The sequence below is a fragment of the Bradyrhizobium hipponense genome, from assembly GCF_008123965.1.
Classification (GTDB): domain Bacteria; phylum Pseudomonadota; class Alphaproteobacteria; order Rhizobiales; family Xanthobacteraceae; genus Bradyrhizobium; species Bradyrhizobium hipponense.
The window spans coordinates 138,763-156,003 of record NZ_VSTH01000013.1 but is presented as its reverse complement, the minus strand read 5'-3'; the positions used below and the strand labels follow the sequence as shown (position 1 = coordinate 156,003).

Genomic DNA, 17,241 nt, shown 5'->3' with positions numbered 1-17,241 from the left:
GCCCTGAAATTTCCAAGCCCGCCTACATGGCGCGTCCGTTCGGTAAAGACTTTCCTACTCAGCCGCCGCCCTCTAGGGTCGGCGCACCAACAAGAGAGAACATCGATTGTTCCTAAGCGGTCCAAGGACGTAAGCAAGTATGCAGCTAGCAGATGAGCATGAGGGGACGACGACAAAGGCCTTCGCCGGCCTGCGTGTCCTGGATTTTTCGACCACCATCGCCGGTCCCCATTGCGCGCGGATGCTCGCTGACATGGGTGCCGAGGTGATCAAGATCGAGACCGAGGGCGGCGAGACGATGCGGACCCGGCCGCCGCTGCGCAAGGGCTGCAGCACCGTGTTCGGCCAGCTCAATGCCGGCAAGAAGAGCGTCGTGCTCGACCTGAAATCCGAGGACGGCAAGGAGGCGGTTCGCCGGCTGGTCGCGACCGCCGACATCCTGGTCGAAAATTTCCGTCCCGGCGTGATGCGCCGCCTTCGGCTCGACTACGATGCCTTGCGTCCGCTCAATCCGAAGCTGATCTACTGCTCGATCTCAGGCTACGGCCAGACCGGGCCGTCCGCGGAGCTGCCGGCCTATGCGCCGGTGATCCATGCCGCCTCCGGCTACGACATGGCGCATCTTGCCTACCAACCCGGACGCAACCGTCCGGATTATTGCGGCATCTACCATGCCGACGTCGTCACCGGCACCTACGGCTTTGGCGCGATTGCATCCGCGCTCTATCAGCGCACCGTCACCGGCCGCGGGCAGCATGTCGACGTCTCCATGCTGGAGTCCATGCTGACTTTGACCCTGATTGAGTTGCAGAGCTCGCAATTCGCGGTGAAGCCGCCGCCGCGCCCGATGTTCGGCCCGACCGAGACGGCCAACGGCTACGTCATGATCACGGTTGCGAGCGAGAAGACGTTCCAGGGATTGATGGGCGTGATCGGCCGTCCCGACTGGATTTCCGATGCGCGCTTCTCCACCTATGCGGCGCGCCGCGAAAACTGGGCGGACTTGATGGACGGTGTCGAGGCCTGGTCGCGGCAGCTCTCGACCGACGCGTGCCTTGCAGCACTGGGCGCTGCCGGCGTGCCGGCTTCGGCCTACCGCACCGTATCTGAAGCGCTACGGGATCCTCAGCTCGCGCACCGGCAGGCGCTCTCTGCTGTCGAGGACGAGGGCGGCTCCTTTCAGATCCTCAACTTGCCGTTCCGGATGTCCGATGCCGACACGACGCCCGGCAAGGCGATGGCCGTGCTTGGCGAGCACACGCGCGAATTGCGCGAGGAGATCGGCCTCGCGGGTGGCGCGTCAGTTCCGTCCGGCAAAGCCGCCGCGCAAGGCTGACGGACGGCTTCGTGCGGCAAGCAATGCGGCCTTGCGCGCGGCCGGCTTGCCAGCATCCGCTGGCGTCAACTAGACAGGTCCGGGTTTGTCTGGCTCCGCCACTCATGGCATGGTGGCGGCGATAACAAGAAGCATGCGGGAGGACGCCGATGAAGAGTTTCAAGGTCGCCGATTTCAAGGCGCCGCTGCAGGAGTTCGACGAGGCCACGCCGCAGCCGTCCGGCACGCAAGTGCTGATCAAGGTGAAGGCGGCCGGCGTCTGCCACAGCGATCTCCACATCTGGGAAGGCGGCTATGATCTCGGCCACGGCCGCAAGCCGCTGTCGCTGAAGGATCGCGGCATCAATCTGCCGCTGACCATGGGTCACGAGACGGTGGGCGAGGTTTTGGCCTTCGGGCCGGACGTCAAGCCGACCGACCAAGGCGATCTCAAACTCGGCGATGTCGGTCTTGTCTATCCCTGGATCGGCTGCGGCAAATGCGCGACCTGCCTTGCCGGCGATGAGAACATGTGCCTGACGCCGCGCTCGCTCGGGGTCTATTGCGACGGCGGTTATGCCGACCACATGCTGGTGCCGCATCCTCGCTATCTGCTCAACCTCAGGGGACTCGATCCCGCGACCACCGCGCCCTATGCCTGCTCGGGCGTCACCACCTACAGCGCTCTGAAGAAGGTCGAGCAGCATTTCGACACTCCGATCGTGATGTTCGGTGCCGGCGGTCTTGGCCTGATGGCGCTGTCGCTGCTCAAGGCGATGGGTGGCAAGGGCGCGATCATGGTCGACATCGATGCCAGGAAGCGCGAGGCGGCGGAGAAGGCCGGCGCGCTGGCCACCGTCGATCCCAAGGCGCCGGATGCGCTCGAGCAGCTCGCGAAGAGGGCGGGCGGGCCGATCCGCGCCGTGATCGACCTCGTCGGCAACGCCGCCACCACGCAGCTCGGTTTCGACTGTTTGACCAAGGGCGGCAAGCTCGTCCTCGTCGGCCTGTTCGGCGGCGGTGCGACCTGGGCGTTGCCGCTGATTCCGATCAAGGCGGTGACGATCCAGGGCAGCTATGTCGGCAATCTGCGCGAGACGCAGGAACTGCTCGAGCTTGTCCGCAGCAAGAAAGTGCCTCCGATCCCGGTGACGCCGGTGCCGCTCAACAAGGCCAACGACGCGCTGCTGCAATTGCAACAGGGCGCCGTGGTCGGGCGCACGGTGCTGACGCCGTAATCATTGCTGTTTGTTGGTCGTCATGGCCGGGTAGAAGCGCGAAGCGCGTCTTCGCGCTAGATGTCCCGGCCATCCACGTCTAGCCACAGTGTCGGTGTCGAGACGTGGATGCCCGGGACAAGCCCGGGCATGACGTCGGAGAGAGCAGGGGATCCTAATGTCCGCAAACAACGCCTTCCACATTGCCGTGCTCGCCGGTGACGGCATCGGTCCCGAGGTCATGGCGCCGGCGATCGAGGTGCTGCGCAAGATCGAGGCGAAGTCGGGCTTGAGCTTTCGTTTCACCGAGGCACCCGCGGGCGCCAACAACTATCTCGCGACCGGCAAGTCGATGCCGGATTCGACGATCAAGCTATGCGAGGAGGCGGACGCGATCCTGCTCGGGGCCTGCGGGCTGCCGTCGGTGCGCTACCCCGACAATACCGAGATCGCGCCACAGATCGAGCTGCGCTTCATCTTCGATCTCTACGCCGGCGTTCGCCCGGCGCGGCTGATTCCGGGCGTGCCGAGCCCGATCGTCGGCGCCGACAAGCGCGGCATCGATCTCGTCGTGATCAGAGAATCGACCGAAGGCCTGTTCGCCTCGATGGGCAAGGGCGTCGTCACGCATGAGGACGCGCGCGAGACCATGGTGATCACGCGCAAGACTTCCGAGCGCCTGTTCGAGTTTTCGTTTCGGTTGGCCGAGCGGCGCAAGGCGCGCGGCAAGCCAGGCGTGCTCACTTGCGTCGACAAGGCGAACGTGTTCAAGGCCTTTGCCTTCTTCCGCGGCATCTTCGACGAGATCGAGAAGCGCCATCCGAATGTGAAGACCGACCGGCTCTATGTCGATGCCTGTTCGGCGATGCTGGTCAAGCGCCCTTGGGATTTCGACGTGTTGGTGATGGAGAATATGTTCGGCGACATCGTCTCCGACATCACCGCGAGCCTGATCGGCGGCCTCGGCATGGCGCCGTCGGCCGACATCGGCGACAAGTACGCCGTGTTCCAGCCCTGCCATGGCACCGCGCCCGACATCATGGGGCAGGGCAAGGCCAATCCCACCGGCATGATCCTGTCGGCCGCGATGATGCTGGACTGGCTCGCCGAAAAGCACGGCGTCGAGAGCGCCGCCGAGGCCGGCGAGACAATCGAGCGTGCAGTGGACCAGATCTATGCAGGCGGCATCAAGCCGATGGAGTTCGGCGGGCGCAACGGCACGGCTGACATCACGAAAGCGGTGCTGGCCGCGCTCTAGCAGTCAGGCACAGAAATGGGGCCTCGCGGCCCCCTTCTTGAGATCACCAGCGGCGCCAGTGGCGATGACCCCAGCCCCACGGGCGCGGGCCGTAGAAGCGTCGCGGGCCGCCATAATAGCCGTAAGCGCCGTAATAGCTCGGGCGCCACCAGCAGCGGCCCCAGGGATTACACACCCAGCGGACCTGATCGACCTCGGCCGCCGGGCCGCTCGCAATTCGATCCGCCTGCGGGATGCCGTTCGGCATCGCCGCGAGCGCCGGCCCCGAAGCGAGCACCACACCACCCAGCGCAGCCAGACCAAGAACAGCAAATTTTGGATTCATCGCCATCTCCCTCGTTGATGGCGAAAGAACCGGCAGGAAATCAATTCGTTGCTACTGCGGCGCAGGCGCGCGAGGAATTTAATCTTCCTGAACGCCGGTTCAGCTTCAGCGTCCCTGGAACTGCGGCTTGCGCTTCTCCATGAAGGCCTGCCGGCCCTCGCGGAAATCCGCACTGTCCATGCAGGCATTGCCGATCGCCTTGATCGCGTCCATATCGCGCTGGCCCTCGTCTTTCAGCACCTCCGCGATGGTGAGCTTGGCGGCCTTGATCGCCAGCGGCGCGTTCTCCGAAATGCCTTGCGCAATCGCCATGGTCTCGCCCCAGAGCTGATCGTCCGGAACTACGCGCTCGACGAGGCCGATACGCAGCGCCTCGGCGGAATCGATGCGCATGCCCGTGTACATCAGCAGCCGCGCCCAGGACGGGCCGACCAGCGACACCAGGTGCCGCAATCCGTCATAGCCATAGGCGATGCCGAGCCTTGCGGCGGGAATGCCGAACTGGCTGGCATGCGCAGCGATGCGGATGTCGGCGAGCATCGCGACTTGCATGCCGCCGCCGAGGCAAAAGCCCTGGATGCTGGCAATCGTCGGCTTGGGATAGTCGGCTAGCAGCACGCGCTGGGCCGCGCTGCGCTTGGCGTATTCTGCGGACGCCGCAGCGTTGTGGCGGGTCTTCTCGAACTGGCTGATGTCGGCGCCCGACACGAACGCCTTGCCGCCGGCGCCGCGCAGGATCACGACGCGGACCGCCGCGTCGTCGCGCAGGCTCGTCAGCGCCTCGCCGAACCCCTCCCACATCTCCAGCGACATCGCGTTGCGCTTGTCGGGATTGTTGAAGGTGATCACGCCGACGCCGCCCGTGGCGTGCCTGAGGATCTTGCCGTCGGCGTATGAGGTTTCAGTTGTATTGGATATCTCAGGCATTGCGCACCCGCTCGTCGTTGGCGGGGCGCAATGTGCGACCGCGGCGAGGCCGGGGTCAACCGCGTCAGGGCGAGGGGCTTTGCATCCGCTTGTGCCGCGATTGCATGGCGCGGTCGCGCTTACTGCACCATGTGCGCAGTGAGCGGGTGATTGGTGGCATTGCTGAAGAACGCTGCCTCTTCGGCGGTGGCCTGCAGCAACTGCTCGTCCTGGTTATAGACGTCATTGCGGAACTGGACGGTCTGGTCCTTGGTCATCCAAGCGGTGAGATAGATCCAGGCCACCGGCACCTTCTTCGCCAACGCGACCTCCAGATGCTGTCCGCTGGCAATTTCGGCGTCGATCGCAGCGCGGCTCCATTTCGGCTGGTCCTTCAGCAGCCAGGCGGCGAGATCGCGGACGTTGTCGACGCGCGAGCAGCCGTGGGAATCGAAGCGATAGTCGTCGCTGAACAGATTGCGCTGGTTGGTATCGTGCATGTAGACCGAATAGGGGTTCGGCATGTCGATCTTGACCGCACCAAGCGCGTTGAAGGTGCCGTTCTGCTGGCGCACGGTGAAATTCGGCGCGTGCGTGCCCGACCAGTCGACCGAATGCGGATCGATCGGATTGTCGTGGCCGTCGAGCACATCCATGTGCATGCGCGACAGGTAGGTGGGATCCTTGCGCATATGCGCCGAGATCTCGCTCTTGGCGATCGAGGACGGCACCGTCCAGGTCGGGTTGAGGACGACGCTGGTGATCGACGCGGTCAGCGTCGGTGAAGGCTTTTCGGTCTTGCCGACGATCACGCGATAGCGCCGCACCACGACGTCGTTCTCGATCGCCTCGGCAAAGGCCGCGGGGATGTTGACCACGACATAGCGCTGACCGAAGCCGAAGTTCATGTTCTCGAGCCGCTCGAGCGAAGCCTCCAGCTGGCGGATGCGTTTCTGCACCGACACGTTCATCGCGGCGATCGTGCGCGGGCTCATCAATCCCGTTGGCGCCAGTCCATGACGGGCCTGGAAGCGTTTCACGGCGTCCGCCACATCCTGATCGAAGGTGCCGCTCGTCTTGTCCGCCACAAGATCGCCGGAGACGATCAGCCGCTTGCGCAGCAATTCGTCGTTCGCACCCTGGACGCCGAGCGCGAACTTGGCGTCGGCGGGGATCATCGGCCAGCCGCCGCGCACCGCGATATCGGAATAGCTGAAGGCCGCGTCCCTGATCCGTTGCGCGGAGCCCTCGTCATAGGTCGGCTCATGCGTCAGCGCGAGTGCCGCGGCCGAGCGGCCCTCCGGGGTCGAAGCGGGCAACGAAGTGGCGGCTTTCGGCGCAGCCGCATGGGCCGGATTGACGGCAGCCGGCACGGTGCCGGCCGCCGTCGCCGGCTTGGGGCCGGTCTGTCCCGTGGTCTCGGTCTGCGCAGGCGCGGAGGCGCTGGCGAACAGGCCCATGAACCAGCCCGTGGCAATGATCACGGCATAGCGCTTCGACATGTGTCTTATCTTTCCCCATGAGCACGAGGCCCGGGCGGGCGCTCGCATTGGCAATTCCCGGCCACCGGCGCCGATTCGCGAAAATCGGCGGGAGGCTAGCGCCTCGGGATTGCGGTCCCCTTAACCATGGCGCATCGCGTGCCCCGCGCGTTTCGATGCGGGTCTCTCGATTGGGTCGCGACAGGAGCGGGATGGGTTCGCGAAAACGCGACGCATGGCGGGTATGAATGCCAAGAAAAAGGGGCGGTCAGGCCGCCCCGAGAACCAACGGCCACGCGCGCTGCGCGCGGGCCCAGATCTAATCCAGTACGTCTGATCCAGTACGTTGGATCCAGTCGGTCTCGTTCAATCCGGCCGCGCCCCGTGACGCGGCGGATTGAACATCGGCCATAAAGGCCAGACCGTCGATCGATCCTTAGGCTTCGTTCGCCGCGATCGATTCCATCAGCGAGACCAGCTGACGCTGTACCGTCTGGTCCTTGATCTTGCTGTAGGCGCGCAACAGGCGGAGGCTGAAAGCGCTGTCGAGGAAGAGCAGGCTCTCGACTTCGCGCGCCTTGTTGTCGCCGTCATAGAAGAAGGTGACGGGCACATCGAGGGCGGTGGCGATCTGCTGAAGCCGAGCCGCGCCGACACGATTGACGCCCTTCTCGTATTTCTGAACCTGCTGGAAGCTGACGCCGAGCTTGTCGCCCAGCTCCGCCTGCGAGATCTTCATCTCGACACGACGCAGACGGATGCGTTTGCCCAGCTCAATGTCGGGCTTGCCGGCACTGCGCTGCTTCATTCTTTTCGCCGCTGTTTTCATACTTTTTCTCATCGTTCTTCGGTTGAAAATCCCCCGAAGAGGTGGGTCAGGGGTTCGCCCATATACTCGTCCTTGAATTCATGCGGATGCACGAACTCTTCCTTAAACCACGGGAATCGCGCCGGATTGAAAGCTTCGATCAGCCAATCAATCATGTGCCGCACTCTCGGTATCCGGCCGCTACCGGGGTGGTAGGACAGCCAGATATCCAGCGGTCTGTTCAGCTCGACCTCCAGTGGAATCAACTTCCCGCCAAGCGCAATGGCGTAGCTCGGGAACACGCCGATGCCGGCACCGTTCGCGACAGCCCAGTAGTTGGCGCTTGAGACGTTGGTCTTCATGACCAGAAGGTCACGTTCCGAAACGCCCGGGAAGAAGCTTTCGAAGGATTCCTTGGCGGCGAGCTGGTCGGCGAATTGCAGCACCAGGCGGTGCTTGATCAATTCCGCCGCGGTCCGCGGCGCGCCGTGTTTTGCGATGTATTTCTCGGCGGCCCAGAACATCAGATGCATGCGGCCGAGCCGCACCAGCTTGATGTCGAGCGCTGAAGGCCGCGACAGGTGGATGGCGACATCCGCCTCATGGCGGGAGACGTCGGCCGAGCGCATCGCGCAATGCAAATCGACCAGGATCTTCGGATAGGCCTGCTGGAATTCGACCAGCCGCGGAGCGAGCCAGAACGTCCCGAGCCCCTCGGTGACGGCGACGCGGACTTCGCCGGACAGAGCGTTGGCCATCGAATCGCTGGCGCGCAGCACGTCGAAGGTGGCCGCTTCCATCCGCTCGACTGCGGAGACCACCAGCGCGCCGTCGTCGGTCAGATGGGTGCCGTGGACGTCGCGGGTGAACAGGGTGGTGCCGGTCTGGCGCTCGAAATCATCGATCCGCCGGCGGACGGCGTTGATCGACAGCGACAGGCGTTCGGCCGCCGAGCGGAAACTGCCGCATCGGACGACTTCCAGAAAGATCCGCGCAGCATCCCAATCCGAGAGGCCGCTGAGATTTGTCTTTGAGCGTTCTTCCAGTGGAACGCCCCTTTCCGCCACGGAGTGCATACAAGTCCCTTCCGGTCACTAAACTGGCAGAATCTAGCGCGAACCACAACCACGGCGGGTTGGGGATCGGTGAGTTTTGAACGCCATCCTTACCGTGCTAAAAGTGGTATTCGAGTGTGCCGAGGCTGGGGAATCGGGCAATTGATCGCCTGGAAAAGGGGTGCGCGTGCGTTCCGTTGCGGGCCTTGAAATGGCTGCGGGATTGCCAGTTTCGTCTGGATCCGAAGGCGTCGTGCGAAAGTTCGCGCGACCTTGCGAGCAGCCCTGCGAAGTGGATCATCTTCAGCGCGCCAGGCGTTTCATCCGTGAGTGCTTCGAGCTTCGCGTGCGCAGCGCCGTGACAGCCAACGGAATCCCGGTTTCGAAGCTGAAACATGCTGAAATCGTATTCGAAGGCGCGGACTCGCCATGCTATCGTGCATTTGGCATGGGGGCCGAGGGGATCGTCACAAATACTTTTCGCAGGCCGAATTAACGGAAAGAACGCCGGTGTCGCATTCAGTCGAACAATTGCAGTCGGTGCTGGAGACGCTTGAGGAGTGCCGCAAGGTTCTCAACGAGAGCAACAGCCGTGAGTCGGCCGAGCTGCTGTCCATCGTCATCCTCGATGTGCGGATGAGACTCAAAGGAATTGACGATGCCGATCTCAAGGCATTGTGCGACGAAATGCTGCGGAGCGCCGCCAGCGAACCGCCGCCGCCCTCCAAGCAGACGCAGGACCAGCCCCGGCGTCCGCTGCTCCGCGTGGTGAAGTAGCCGCGCCGCCGAATTTCGCTTTTTCGCGAGATTTGTGCGCGTCCCGATGCCGCATCTGTGATTGCAGACGGCATCGGGAGGAGCCCTGGTTTGATAGCGCCTCAGTTGCGCATTCTTCCGCATCGGTTACACCAGAGCCGGTTCGGCTCCGATCCGGCGTGCATTTTCGCACGCGGTCCCGGAGCATGAGATGGCTCCGACTTCATCATGCAAAATGTTTCGATCCCGGCGGCGCTGATTGCCGGCCTCGTCAGCTTCCTCTCTCCTTGCGTCCTGCCTCTGGTGCCGCCCTATCTGATCTATCTGACGGGCGCCACGATCGAGCATGTCGAGAGCAACGAGCCAGCCTCGGCCTCGAAGCGCGCGATCATGATGTCGGCGCTGCTGTTCGTGCTCGGCTTCTCCACGGTCTTCGTGGCGCTCGGTGCCAGCGCCTCGCTGATCGGCGGGCTGATCCGCGCCTGGTCGGCCGAGCTGTCGATTCTCGCCGGAATCGTCATCGTCGTGATGGGTCTGCACTTCCTGGGACTGACGCGGATCGGCCTGTTGATGCGCGAGGGCCGGATGCCGATCCCGAGGCCCGTCGGCCTGTGGGGCGCCTACATCATGGGTCTCGCTTTCGCCTTCGGCTGGACCCCCTGCATCGGCCCGATCCTGGCCGCGATCCTCTCGATCGCGGCAGCCGAAGCGACGGTGACCAAGGGCGCAGGCCTGCTCGCAGTCTATTCCGCCGGCCTCGGCATTCCCTTCCTGATCGCTGCCCTGATGATCGAACAGTTTTCCACACTGTTCGCACGCATGAAGGGCCAGCTCGTCAATGTCGAGCGCGCGATGGGCGTGTTGATGGTGATCACCGGCATCGGATTTCTCACCGGCGCGGTTTCGAACGTGAGCATCTGGCTGCTCGAGACGTTCCCGGCATTGCAGACGATCGGGTAGAGCCTCAGCCGGGTCCGACGCTCACCTCTCGATGCGATTCCATGTGGGGCCGCTCCGGGATAGCGGCCGCCTTCAAGACGGCCACTTCCTTCATCGCATCTGATCAGTCGATTTCCTGAACGACCGTTCGGGAGCCCGGATCCACGAGCATCACGCGATCGCCGGAATAGACGTAGCGATACTTGATGAGCGAAGGGCCCCAGTCCGCGGGAACGGCCTCGAGCTCGACCTCGCTCGGCACCGTCGCGCCGACGATGATCTTTTCCTTCGTTGTCACCGGACGGAGGCGATGTTCCGTGATGTAGGACTTGATCCTGGTTCGGTACTCCGGCTCGATCTGAACCACCGCGTGACCGGTTCCGGTCGTCGTCACCACGGTCGATTGCGCGAAAGCGCCGGTCGAAATCAGGACCGCCGCAGCGGAAAGCAGCAACAGCTTCTTCATCTTGTCCTCCTCGTTGGAATATGCGCCGCGACAACCTCTCATCGCAGGCGGCGTTCCCTCGGGGGATCGGAACAAATTGCCGGTTTTTCCCGTCCGTAAATCTACCGGGCTGGAATGTCCGGTGAACTCGAGGGGGAATGGAGCTGAAGATAGCGACCGCAGCGCTGATGGTTGCTGCAATGTCCCTGCCGGTGTTCGCGGCCGACTAAGGCCGCCCATACAGCCTGCCGCGCGCCAACGGACCAAAAGGGACGCCAGTTGCAGTGCAACAGGTCGTGCTGGAGTAGCCCTGCGACGGAGAGTACCTCCAGCGCACGCGAAATGACTTCCGTCCCGCCAACGTTTTACATACGCTTCCCTTTCGCAAGCCGCATACCGGCTGCGCTCACGGCCGGGCTACAGGGCCGGAGCATCAAAGGGAGGGAAGACGATGAAGCGAAGGTCATTTCTCGCTGGTATCGGTGCGACCACTGCGGCGGCTACGATGGGCGTGCCGTCGATCCTCAGGGCGCAAGCGCCGATCACGTTGAACGGCGCGGTCCAGTTCAACGACGACCATGCCTTCAACCGGGCACTGATCCGGTTCGAGGAGCTGGTCAAGAAGTACTACGGCAAGCCCGTCAACTTCACGCTGCACAAGAACTCCTCGCTCGGCCTCGAGAAGCAGTATTTCGAGTACATGTCGCAGGGCAAGGCGGTCGATTACGGCATCGTCTCGCCGGCCCACATGTCGACCTTCGCCAAGGCGGCCCCGTTCATCGATGCGCCCTTCGTGTTCAAAGGCATCGAGCACATGAACAAGGTCGTCGAGGCCAATATCCTGGCGCCGATCGCCGACGAAGTCGCGGCCAAGGCCGAGGTCGTTCTGATCGGCTATTCCGGCGGCGGCATTCGCAACATCTTCGCCAACAAGCCGCTCAGGAATCTTGCCGATCTCAAGGGGCTCAAGGTTCGCGTGCAGGGCGCGCCGATCTGGTCGAAGACCTTTGCGGCAGTCGGCATGAGCCCGACCGTGATCGCCTATAATGAGGTCTACAACGCCATTCAGAACGGCGTGATCTCGGCCGGCGAAAACGAGGCGGCCGGTGTCGAGGCGATGAAGTTCTACGAAGTCGCACCCCACCTCAGCTTGACGCAGCACGCGGTATCGATCCGGCCGATCTGCTTCTCGGTGAAAACTCTGAAGACCTTGCCGAAGGATTTGCAGGACGCGATCATGAAGGCCGGCAAGGAGGCCGGCGATTATGGCCGCCAACTGGAATCGAGCGAGGAAGTCGTCAAGCTCGACACGTTGGAGAAGGCGGGCAAGCTCAAGCGCGTTCCATTCGAGGAGCGCGACGCCATGAAGAAACTCGCCGATCCCGTGATGGCTACCTACGCCAAGGAAATCGGCGCCGAGGGCATCTTCGAGAAGATCAACGTCGCCTGAGAATTGTCGCTGTCCACGCGGCAGGAAGTCGGGGCAAGCCAGACGGCTTGCCCCGTTCCGTGATTGTGATCTCCCGGAGCCATGATGACTGAAATACCGATGCCACCGAACCCGTCGCTATGGCGCCGAGCAACGGCGGCCTATGCAAAACTGCTGGAAATCCTGCTCGCCGCCTGTGTCGGCATTCTGGTCGTTCCGGTCACGCTGCAGATCATCTCGCGCTACACGCCGTTCATTCCGTCCTACATCTGGACCGAGGAGATGGCGCGCTTCCTGTTCGTCTGGACGATCATGATCGGCGCCATGGTCGGCATAAGGGAGTCGCAGCATTTCGAGGTCGACGTCTGGCCCGATTTGTCGCGCCGAGGCGAGGCGGCGGTGCGGATTCTCGCGCGCCTCGGCATCCTGGTGATGGCGGTGGTGTTCGTGTGGGCCGGGCTCGAATTTACGCGGTTCGCCTGGAACCGTACGTCGGAACTGGCGGATCTGCCGCTCTGGATGATCCATGTCGCCTGGCCCGCGGCCGGCGTGACGTGGATCGTGTTTGCCGGTGAACAGATCGTCGACGAGATGCGGATTCTGTTTGGGGCAAATCGATGAGCGGTAATATTCTTTCTGCCGGACAGGCCGCCATGGTCCTGTTCGGGACTTTCGTTGGCCTGCTCATCATTCGCGTGCCGGTCGCCTTCGCGCTCGGGCTTGCCTGTGTACCGATCCTTTTGATCGAGCCGCGCCTGTCGATCATGACGCTCGCACAGGAAACCTTCAACGCCTACAATTCGTTCATCCTGCTAGCGGTGCCGTTCTTCCTGCTGACCGCCAATTTGATGAGCATCGGCGGCATCACCGACCGCCTGGTCGCGTTGTCGCGCTCGATGGTTGGGCACTGGCCGGGATCGTTGGCGCAGATCAATGTCGTGCTGTCGGTGTTTTTTGCCGGCATCTCCGGCTCTTCCACCGCGGATGCGGCAAGCCAATCCAAGATCTTCATCGACGCCCAGACCAAGGAGGGCTACGACCTCTCGTTCTCCATCGCCATCACCGCGGTCTCCGCTGTGCTCGCCGTCATCATCCCGCCCTCGATTCTGATGATCGTGTGGGGCGGACTGATCTCGACCTCGATCGCCGCGATGTATCTCGCCGGCATCGTGCCAGGCCTTTTGATCGCCGGCGCGCAGATGGCCACGGTGCACGTCTATGCCGTGCGCCGCGGCTATCCGACCTATCCGAAGGACAGCTGGCGGGATATGTGGTGGGCGATCTTGCGGTCGATACCGGCGCTGACGACGCCGTTTATCATCGTCGGCGGCATTTTGCTCGGATGGTTTACCGCGACCGAATCCGCATGCGTCGCGGTGCTTTATTCCGTGGCGCTATCGACGTTCTTCTACCGTGAAACCGGGGCGCGCGAACTCTACAAGGCGCTGCTCGACACCGGGCGTCTTTCCGGCGTCGCGCTGTTCTGCGTCGGCACCGCAAGCGCGTTCGGCTGGCTCTTGGCCTATTACCGGATCCCGCAGGAACTGCTGGCCAACGTCTCGACCTGGGGCATGGGCGCGATCGGTGCCGGCTTCTTCATTTCGTTCTGCTTTTTGGTGGTGGGGTGTTTCCTCGACGCCATTCCGGCAATCATCATTGTCGGCACGGTGCTGGAGCCGTTGGCGAAATCGGTCGACCTGCATCCGGTGCAGTTTGCGATCATCTCGATCGTCTCGCTGGCCTTCGGGCTGGTGACGCCGCCCTATGGCTTGTGTCTGATGATTGCCTGCTCGATCGCCGGCGTGCGGTTGCGCTTTGCGCTGAAGGACACCGCCATCATGCTGGTGCCGATGCTGCTGGTGCTGGCCGCGCTGATCATCTGGCCGAGCGTGTCGCTGTTCCTGCCGCGCCTGCTCGTGCCGGAAATGTTGAAATGAGTGGGCGTGATCCCGCGGCCCTGATGCCGCGGGATCGGTCCATTTTGCCTAGAGATTGCTTTCGGTGATCGCGGCGTAGACCATGCTGCGCAGCTCGCGCCGGATCGGGTAAGCGCTGGACGGCAGCACCTGCGTCATGAAGATCGCGATCAGCTCCTCGGCGGGGTCGATCCAGAACGACGTCGTCGCCGCGCCGCCCCAATTGTATTCGCCGGGGCTGCCGGCGATCAGCGTCTCGGACGGGCGCATGGTCACGGCAAAGCCGAGCCCGAAGCCGATGCCGTTGTAGGTAGCTTCCGAGAACAGCGAGCGCGAGACCTCCGGCAGCGACCGTCCGCCCGGAATGTGATTGGTCGTCATCAGTGCCTGCGTCTTCGGCCCGATCAGTCTGACGCCGTCGAGCTCGCCGCCATTGAGCAGCGCGCGGCAGAAGGTGAGATAGTCGGCAACGGTCGAGCACAGCCCGCCGCCGCCGGAGATGAAGGACGGCGGGGTGAGGAACGAGCTCGTCGTCGGGTCGTCCTGGAGCGTCAGGCCCTCCCGGCGCTGCCCGGCATGGAAGGTCATGCCGCCGCCCGGGTCGGCGGAATAGCAGGCCGCGAAGCGGTGCGCCTTGGAGGCAGGGACGTGGAAGTCGGTGTCGGCCATGCCGAGCGGATCGAGGATCCGTGCCTTGAGGAACTGCTCGAACGGCATCCCTGCGATCTTGCCGACGAGATAGCCGAGCACGTCGGTCGCGACGGAGTAGTTCCAGGCCTCGCCCGGCGAGAACTCCAGCGGAATCTTTGCGAGGCTCTCGATCATGGTCTGGAGCGTGCCGGATTTCTCGACCTCGCCGATTTTCTCGGTGCGATAGGCGGCGTCGACATTGGAGCGCTGCTGGAAGCCGTAGGTGAGGCCGGCTGTGTGGCGCAGCAGGTCGACGATCAGCATCGGCCGGGACGGCGGCCGAGTCAGGAAGGCGGGCGAGGTGCCGGCGACGAACACGCCGAGATCCTTCCATTCCGGAATGTATTTGGCGACGGGCTCGTCGATCGCGACGAGGCCTTCCTCGACCAGCATCATGAAGGCGACGCTGGTGAGCGGCTTGGTCATCGAATAAATGCGGTAGATGGTGTCGTCCTTGACCGGCGCCTTGCGCTCGACGTCGGCAAGGCCCTGGACCGAGCTGTGCGCGACCTTGCCGCGGCGATAGACCAGCAGATGGCTGCCCGGGAAGCGGCCAGCATCGATGTACCGGTTCTTCAGATGCGCATCGATCCGGTCAAGCGCGGCCTTGGACATGCCGACGGATTCAGGCGAGGCGGGGGTCGGGGCGAGCATCAGTTCCTCCGGGCAGGTTTTTCTCAGGAGGTTGATAGCCGAAATGGCAGCCCCATTCCAAGCGCATCGCGCTTAACGCGGCCCCCGCCGATTGGTATAGTCTCTACCTTGGAACGCTTCCAAGGAGCCCTTCAGGGGCCAACGAGAAAATCGCAGGCAAACGCAACATGACCCAGTTCAACGAGACCGAGCTCACGCAAGCCGTCGTCAAGAGCTTCGACAACACGCCGAATCCGCGCGCGAAATTCCTGCTCCAGGAATTGGTGAAGTCGCTGCACGATTACGTGAGTAAGACCGGTCTCACCTTTGAGGAATGGGACTACGCTATCGATTTCCTGACCCGCACCGGCCAGAAATGCACCGACACCCGTCAGGAATTCATCCTGCTGTCCGACGTGCTCGGCGTCTCCATGCTGGTCGATGCCGTCAACCACCGCGACCGTGAGGGTGCGACCCAGACCACGGTGCTTGGCCCGTTCTATGTCGGCGAGCACAAGGTGACCGCACACGGCACCGACATCTCCCCGAACAATCTCACTGGCGAGCGGATGTTCGTGCAGAGCCGCGTCACCGACCTCAAGGGCAAGCCGCTCGCGGGCGTGCCGGTCGACGTCTGGCACGCCGACGATGATGGGCTCTACGATTCACAGAAGTCAAATTACGACGAAGTCGGCGCCTCGGCGCGGGCGCGCTTCATCACCGATAGCGACGGCCGCTTCTTCTTCCGCACCATTTTGCCGTGCAGCTACCCGATCCCGACCGACGGTCCCGTGGGCGAGATGATCATGCAGACCAAGCGGCATCCGATGCGCCCGGCCCACGTCCATTTCCTGGTGAATGCGAAGGGTTTTGAGCCGCTGATCACCCACGTCTTCATGGGCGGCGACAAATATCTGGATTCCGACGTGGTGTTCGGGGTCAAGGATGATCTTATCGCCAAGATCGAGCCGCGCAACGATCCGACGATGCCCGACGGCTCCAAGGCAAATGGGCAGTGGCATTTGATGAGCTACGAATTCCACCTCAAGCCCGGGGGAGGCATGGCGCCGAAACCGCTCGGGGTAAAGGTCGGGGAGCCGGCCTGACGGCTCGCCGACGGGGTGTACGTCAGCGCCCGATAAAGGCTGCCAGTTCGTCAGGCGTCCCCATCGGAAAGGCTTCCTTCATGAACTCGATGAAGGCGGATACGCGTGCGCTCAAGAGCCGGCGTGATGGATAGAGCGTCCACAGCGCGATCTCTGGTCCGTCGATGTCGCCCCAATGCACCAGCGTGCCGGCAGCCAGATCGTGACTGACCAGTGACACCGGGAGCCGTGCGGCGCCGACGCCCGCGCGGACCGCATCGCGGACCATGACGAGCGATGACAGGCGAAGGACCGGATCAACCGCGATGCGCGATCGTCCGCTTGGCACCGTCACTTCCCAGGTTGTTTTCCGGTCGCCCGCTCCGCGCATGACAGCCGGCACAGCGAGATTATCGCTCGGTCGTTTCAGGTCCGGGCTCGCCACGACCACCAGCCGGTCGCGCAGGAAGATTCGACCGACAAGGCTTTCATCCGGATCTGGATTGACCCGGATCACCAAATCATACCCTTCCTCCACCATGTCGACGGAGCGATCTTCCGTCGTGACCTCAAGGCGGACCTCGGGATATCTGAGCGCGAATCCGGCCGCGAGCTTCCCCATCGCGGTCTGCGAGAACAGCAAAGGCGCGCTGATCCGCAAGCTGCCTCGCGGTCTTTCCCCACCTGAAGCGATCGCTGCCGCCGTTTCATCGAGTTCGGTCAGCAGCGCGCCCGTCCGCTCGTAAAGTGCCCGTCCTTCCTGCGTGAGCTTCAATGCGCGCGCTCCGCGCTCGAACAGGCGCAAGTCGAGGCTGCTCTCGAGTTCTGCCACCCGGCGGGACAGGGTTGCTTTCGGGCGTCCGGTGGCGCGCGCGGCCCGTCCAAACCCGCCGTGCCGGGCGACAAGATTGAAATCGGCGAGGGCAAGCAGGTCCATTCGTTCCACCAGTGAGACGGTCTGTCCAAGTCTACCGTCTATTGGT

General features: G+C 63.3%; 18 protein-coding genes. 9 read left to right on the top strand and 9 right to left on the bottom strand.

Annotated elements, in window-relative coordinates:
* Positions 1-139: 139 nt before the first annotated feature.
* The 3 genes from FXV83_RS02680 (at position 140) to FXV83_RS02670 (ending at position 3,790) form a co-directional block, all read left to right on the top strand.
* A complete protein-coding gene (locus tag FXV83_RS02680) occupies positions 140-1,336 on the top strand; it encodes a CaiB/BaiF CoA transferase family protein (protein ID WP_148737502.1) in 1,197 nt (398 codons plus the stop codon).
* Between the two features lie 149 nt (positions 1,337-1,485).
* Complete coding sequence (locus FXV83_RS02675; RefSeq protein WP_148737500.1) at positions 1,486-2,553, top strand: alcohol dehydrogenase; 1,068 nt, start codon at positions 1,486-1,488, stop codon at positions 2,551-2,553.
* Positions 2,554-2,710: 157 nt separating this feature from the next.
* Entirely contained in the window at positions 2,711-3,790 is a 1,080-nt protein-coding gene (locus FXV83_RS02670) for an isocitrate/isopropylmalate dehydrogenase family protein (protein ID WP_148737498.1), read from the top strand.
* Positions 3,791-3,833: 43 nt separating this feature from the next.
* Here the strand turns inward: FXV83_RS02670 and FXV83_RS02665 are convergent, their stop codons facing one another.
* The 6 genes from FXV83_RS02665 to FXV83_RS02640 form a co-directional block, all read right to left on the bottom strand.
* A complete protein-coding gene (locus tag FXV83_RS02665) occupies positions 3,834-4,115 on the bottom strand; it encodes a hypothetical protein (RefSeq protein ID WP_148737496.1) in 282 nt (93 codons plus the stop codon).
* Positions 4,116-4,220: 105 nt separating this feature from the next.
* A complete protein-coding gene (locus FXV83_RS02660; protein WP_148737494.1) occupies positions 4,221-5,042 on the bottom strand; it encodes an enoyl-CoA hydratase in 822 nt (273 codons plus the stop codon).
* Positions 5,043-5,161: 119 nt separating this feature from the next.
* Positions 5,162-6,523 (bottom strand): L,D-transpeptidase family protein, encoded by a 1,362-nt coding sequence (locus FXV83_RS02655; RefSeq protein WP_148737492.1) that lies wholly within the window; start codon positions 6,521-6,523, stop codon positions 5,162-5,164.
* A 415-nt stretch (positions 6,524-6,938) separates the two neighbouring features.
* Positions 6,939-7,310, bottom strand: a complete 372-nt coding sequence (locus tag FXV83_RS02650) for a helix-turn-helix domain-containing protein (RefSeq protein WP_045008888.1) — start codon at positions 7,308-7,310, stop codon at positions 6,939-6,941.
* A 29-nt stretch (positions 7,311-7,339) separates the two neighbouring features.
* Positions 7,340-8,386, bottom strand: coding sequence for a LysR family transcriptional regulator (locus FXV83_RS02645; RefSeq protein WP_148737488.1), 1,047 nt, complete (start codon positions 8,384-8,386; stop codon positions 7,340-7,342).
* A 97-nt stretch (positions 8,387-8,483) separates the two neighbouring features.
* Positions 8,484-8,762, bottom strand: coding sequence for a hypothetical protein (locus FXV83_RS02640; RefSeq protein WP_148737486.1), 279 nt, complete (start codon positions 8,760-8,762; stop codon positions 8,484-8,486).
* 113 nt (positions 8,763-8,875) lie between these two features.
* Between FXV83_RS02640 and FXV83_RS02635 the strand changes: the two genes are divergently transcribed.
* Both FXV83_RS02635 and FXV83_RS02630 read left to right on the top strand, forming a co-directional pair.
* On the top strand, positions 8,876-9,142 hold the full coding sequence (locus FXV83_RS02635; protein ID WP_148737484.1) for a hypothetical protein: 267 nt from the start codon (positions 8,876-8,878) through the stop codon (positions 9,140-9,142).
* 207 nt (positions 9,143-9,349) lie between these two features.
* Positions 9,350-10,081, top strand: coding sequence for a cytochrome c biogenesis CcdA family protein (locus tag FXV83_RS02630; RefSeq protein WP_148737482.1), 732 nt, complete (start codon positions 9,350-9,352; stop codon positions 10,079-10,081).
* Positions 10,082-10,184: 103 nt separating this feature from the next.
* On the opposite strand, the gene FXV83_RS02625 is transcribed toward FXV83_RS02630, so the two are convergent.
* Positions 10,185-10,526, bottom strand: a complete 342-nt coding sequence (locus FXV83_RS02625; protein ID WP_148737480.1) for a DUF1236 domain-containing protein — start codon at positions 10,524-10,526, stop codon at positions 10,185-10,187.
* A gap of 430 nt (positions 10,527-10,956) precedes the next feature.
* Between FXV83_RS02625 and FXV83_RS02620 the strand changes: the two genes are divergently transcribed.
* The 3 genes from FXV83_RS02620 (at position 10,957) to FXV83_RS02610 (ending at position 13,871) form a co-directional block, all read left to right on the top strand.
* The gene (locus FXV83_RS02620) at positions 10,957-11,955 is read left to right on the top strand and encodes a TRAP transporter substrate-binding protein (RefSeq protein ID WP_148737478.1); all 999 of its coding nucleotides are present in this window, start codon (positions 10,957-10,959) and stop codon (positions 11,953-11,955) included.
* An 84-nt stretch (positions 11,956-12,039) separates the two neighbouring features.
* Positions 12,040-12,555, top strand: coding sequence for a TRAP transporter small permease (locus tag FXV83_RS02615; RefSeq protein WP_148737476.1), 516 nt, complete (start codon positions 12,040-12,042; stop codon positions 12,553-12,555).
* Positions 12,552-13,871, top strand: a complete 1,320-nt coding sequence (locus FXV83_RS02610) for a TRAP transporter large permease (RefSeq protein ID WP_148737474.1) — start codon at positions 12,552-12,554, stop codon at positions 13,869-13,871. The genes FXV83_RS02615 and FXV83_RS02610 overlap by 4 nt, the downstream gene beginning before the upstream one ends.
* Positions 13,872-13,919: 48 nt before the next feature.
* Here FXV83_RS02610 and FXV83_RS02605 read toward each other — a convergent pair whose 3' ends face one another.
* Positions 13,920-15,194 (bottom strand): serine hydrolase domain-containing protein, encoded by a 1,275-nt coding sequence (locus FXV83_RS02605; RefSeq protein WP_148737472.1) that lies wholly within the window; start codon positions 15,192-15,194, stop codon positions 13,920-13,922.
* A 167-nt stretch (positions 15,195-15,361) separates the two neighbouring features.
* Here FXV83_RS02605 and FXV83_RS02600 point away from each other — a divergent pair, with 167 nt between their 5' ends.
* The gene (locus FXV83_RS02600; protein WP_148737470.1) at positions 15,362-16,279 is read left to right on the top strand and encodes a dioxygenase family protein; all 918 of its coding nucleotides are present in this window, start codon (positions 15,362-15,364) and stop codon (positions 16,277-16,279) included.
* A 22-nt stretch (positions 16,280-16,301) separates the two neighbouring features.
* Here the strand turns inward: FXV83_RS02600 and FXV83_RS02595 are convergent, their stop codons facing one another.
* Positions 16,302-17,195 (bottom strand): LysR family transcriptional regulator, encoded by an 894-nt coding sequence (locus FXV83_RS02595; protein WP_148737468.1) that lies wholly within the window; start codon positions 17,193-17,195, stop codon positions 16,302-16,304.
* Positions 17,196-17,241: the final 46 nt, after the last annotated feature.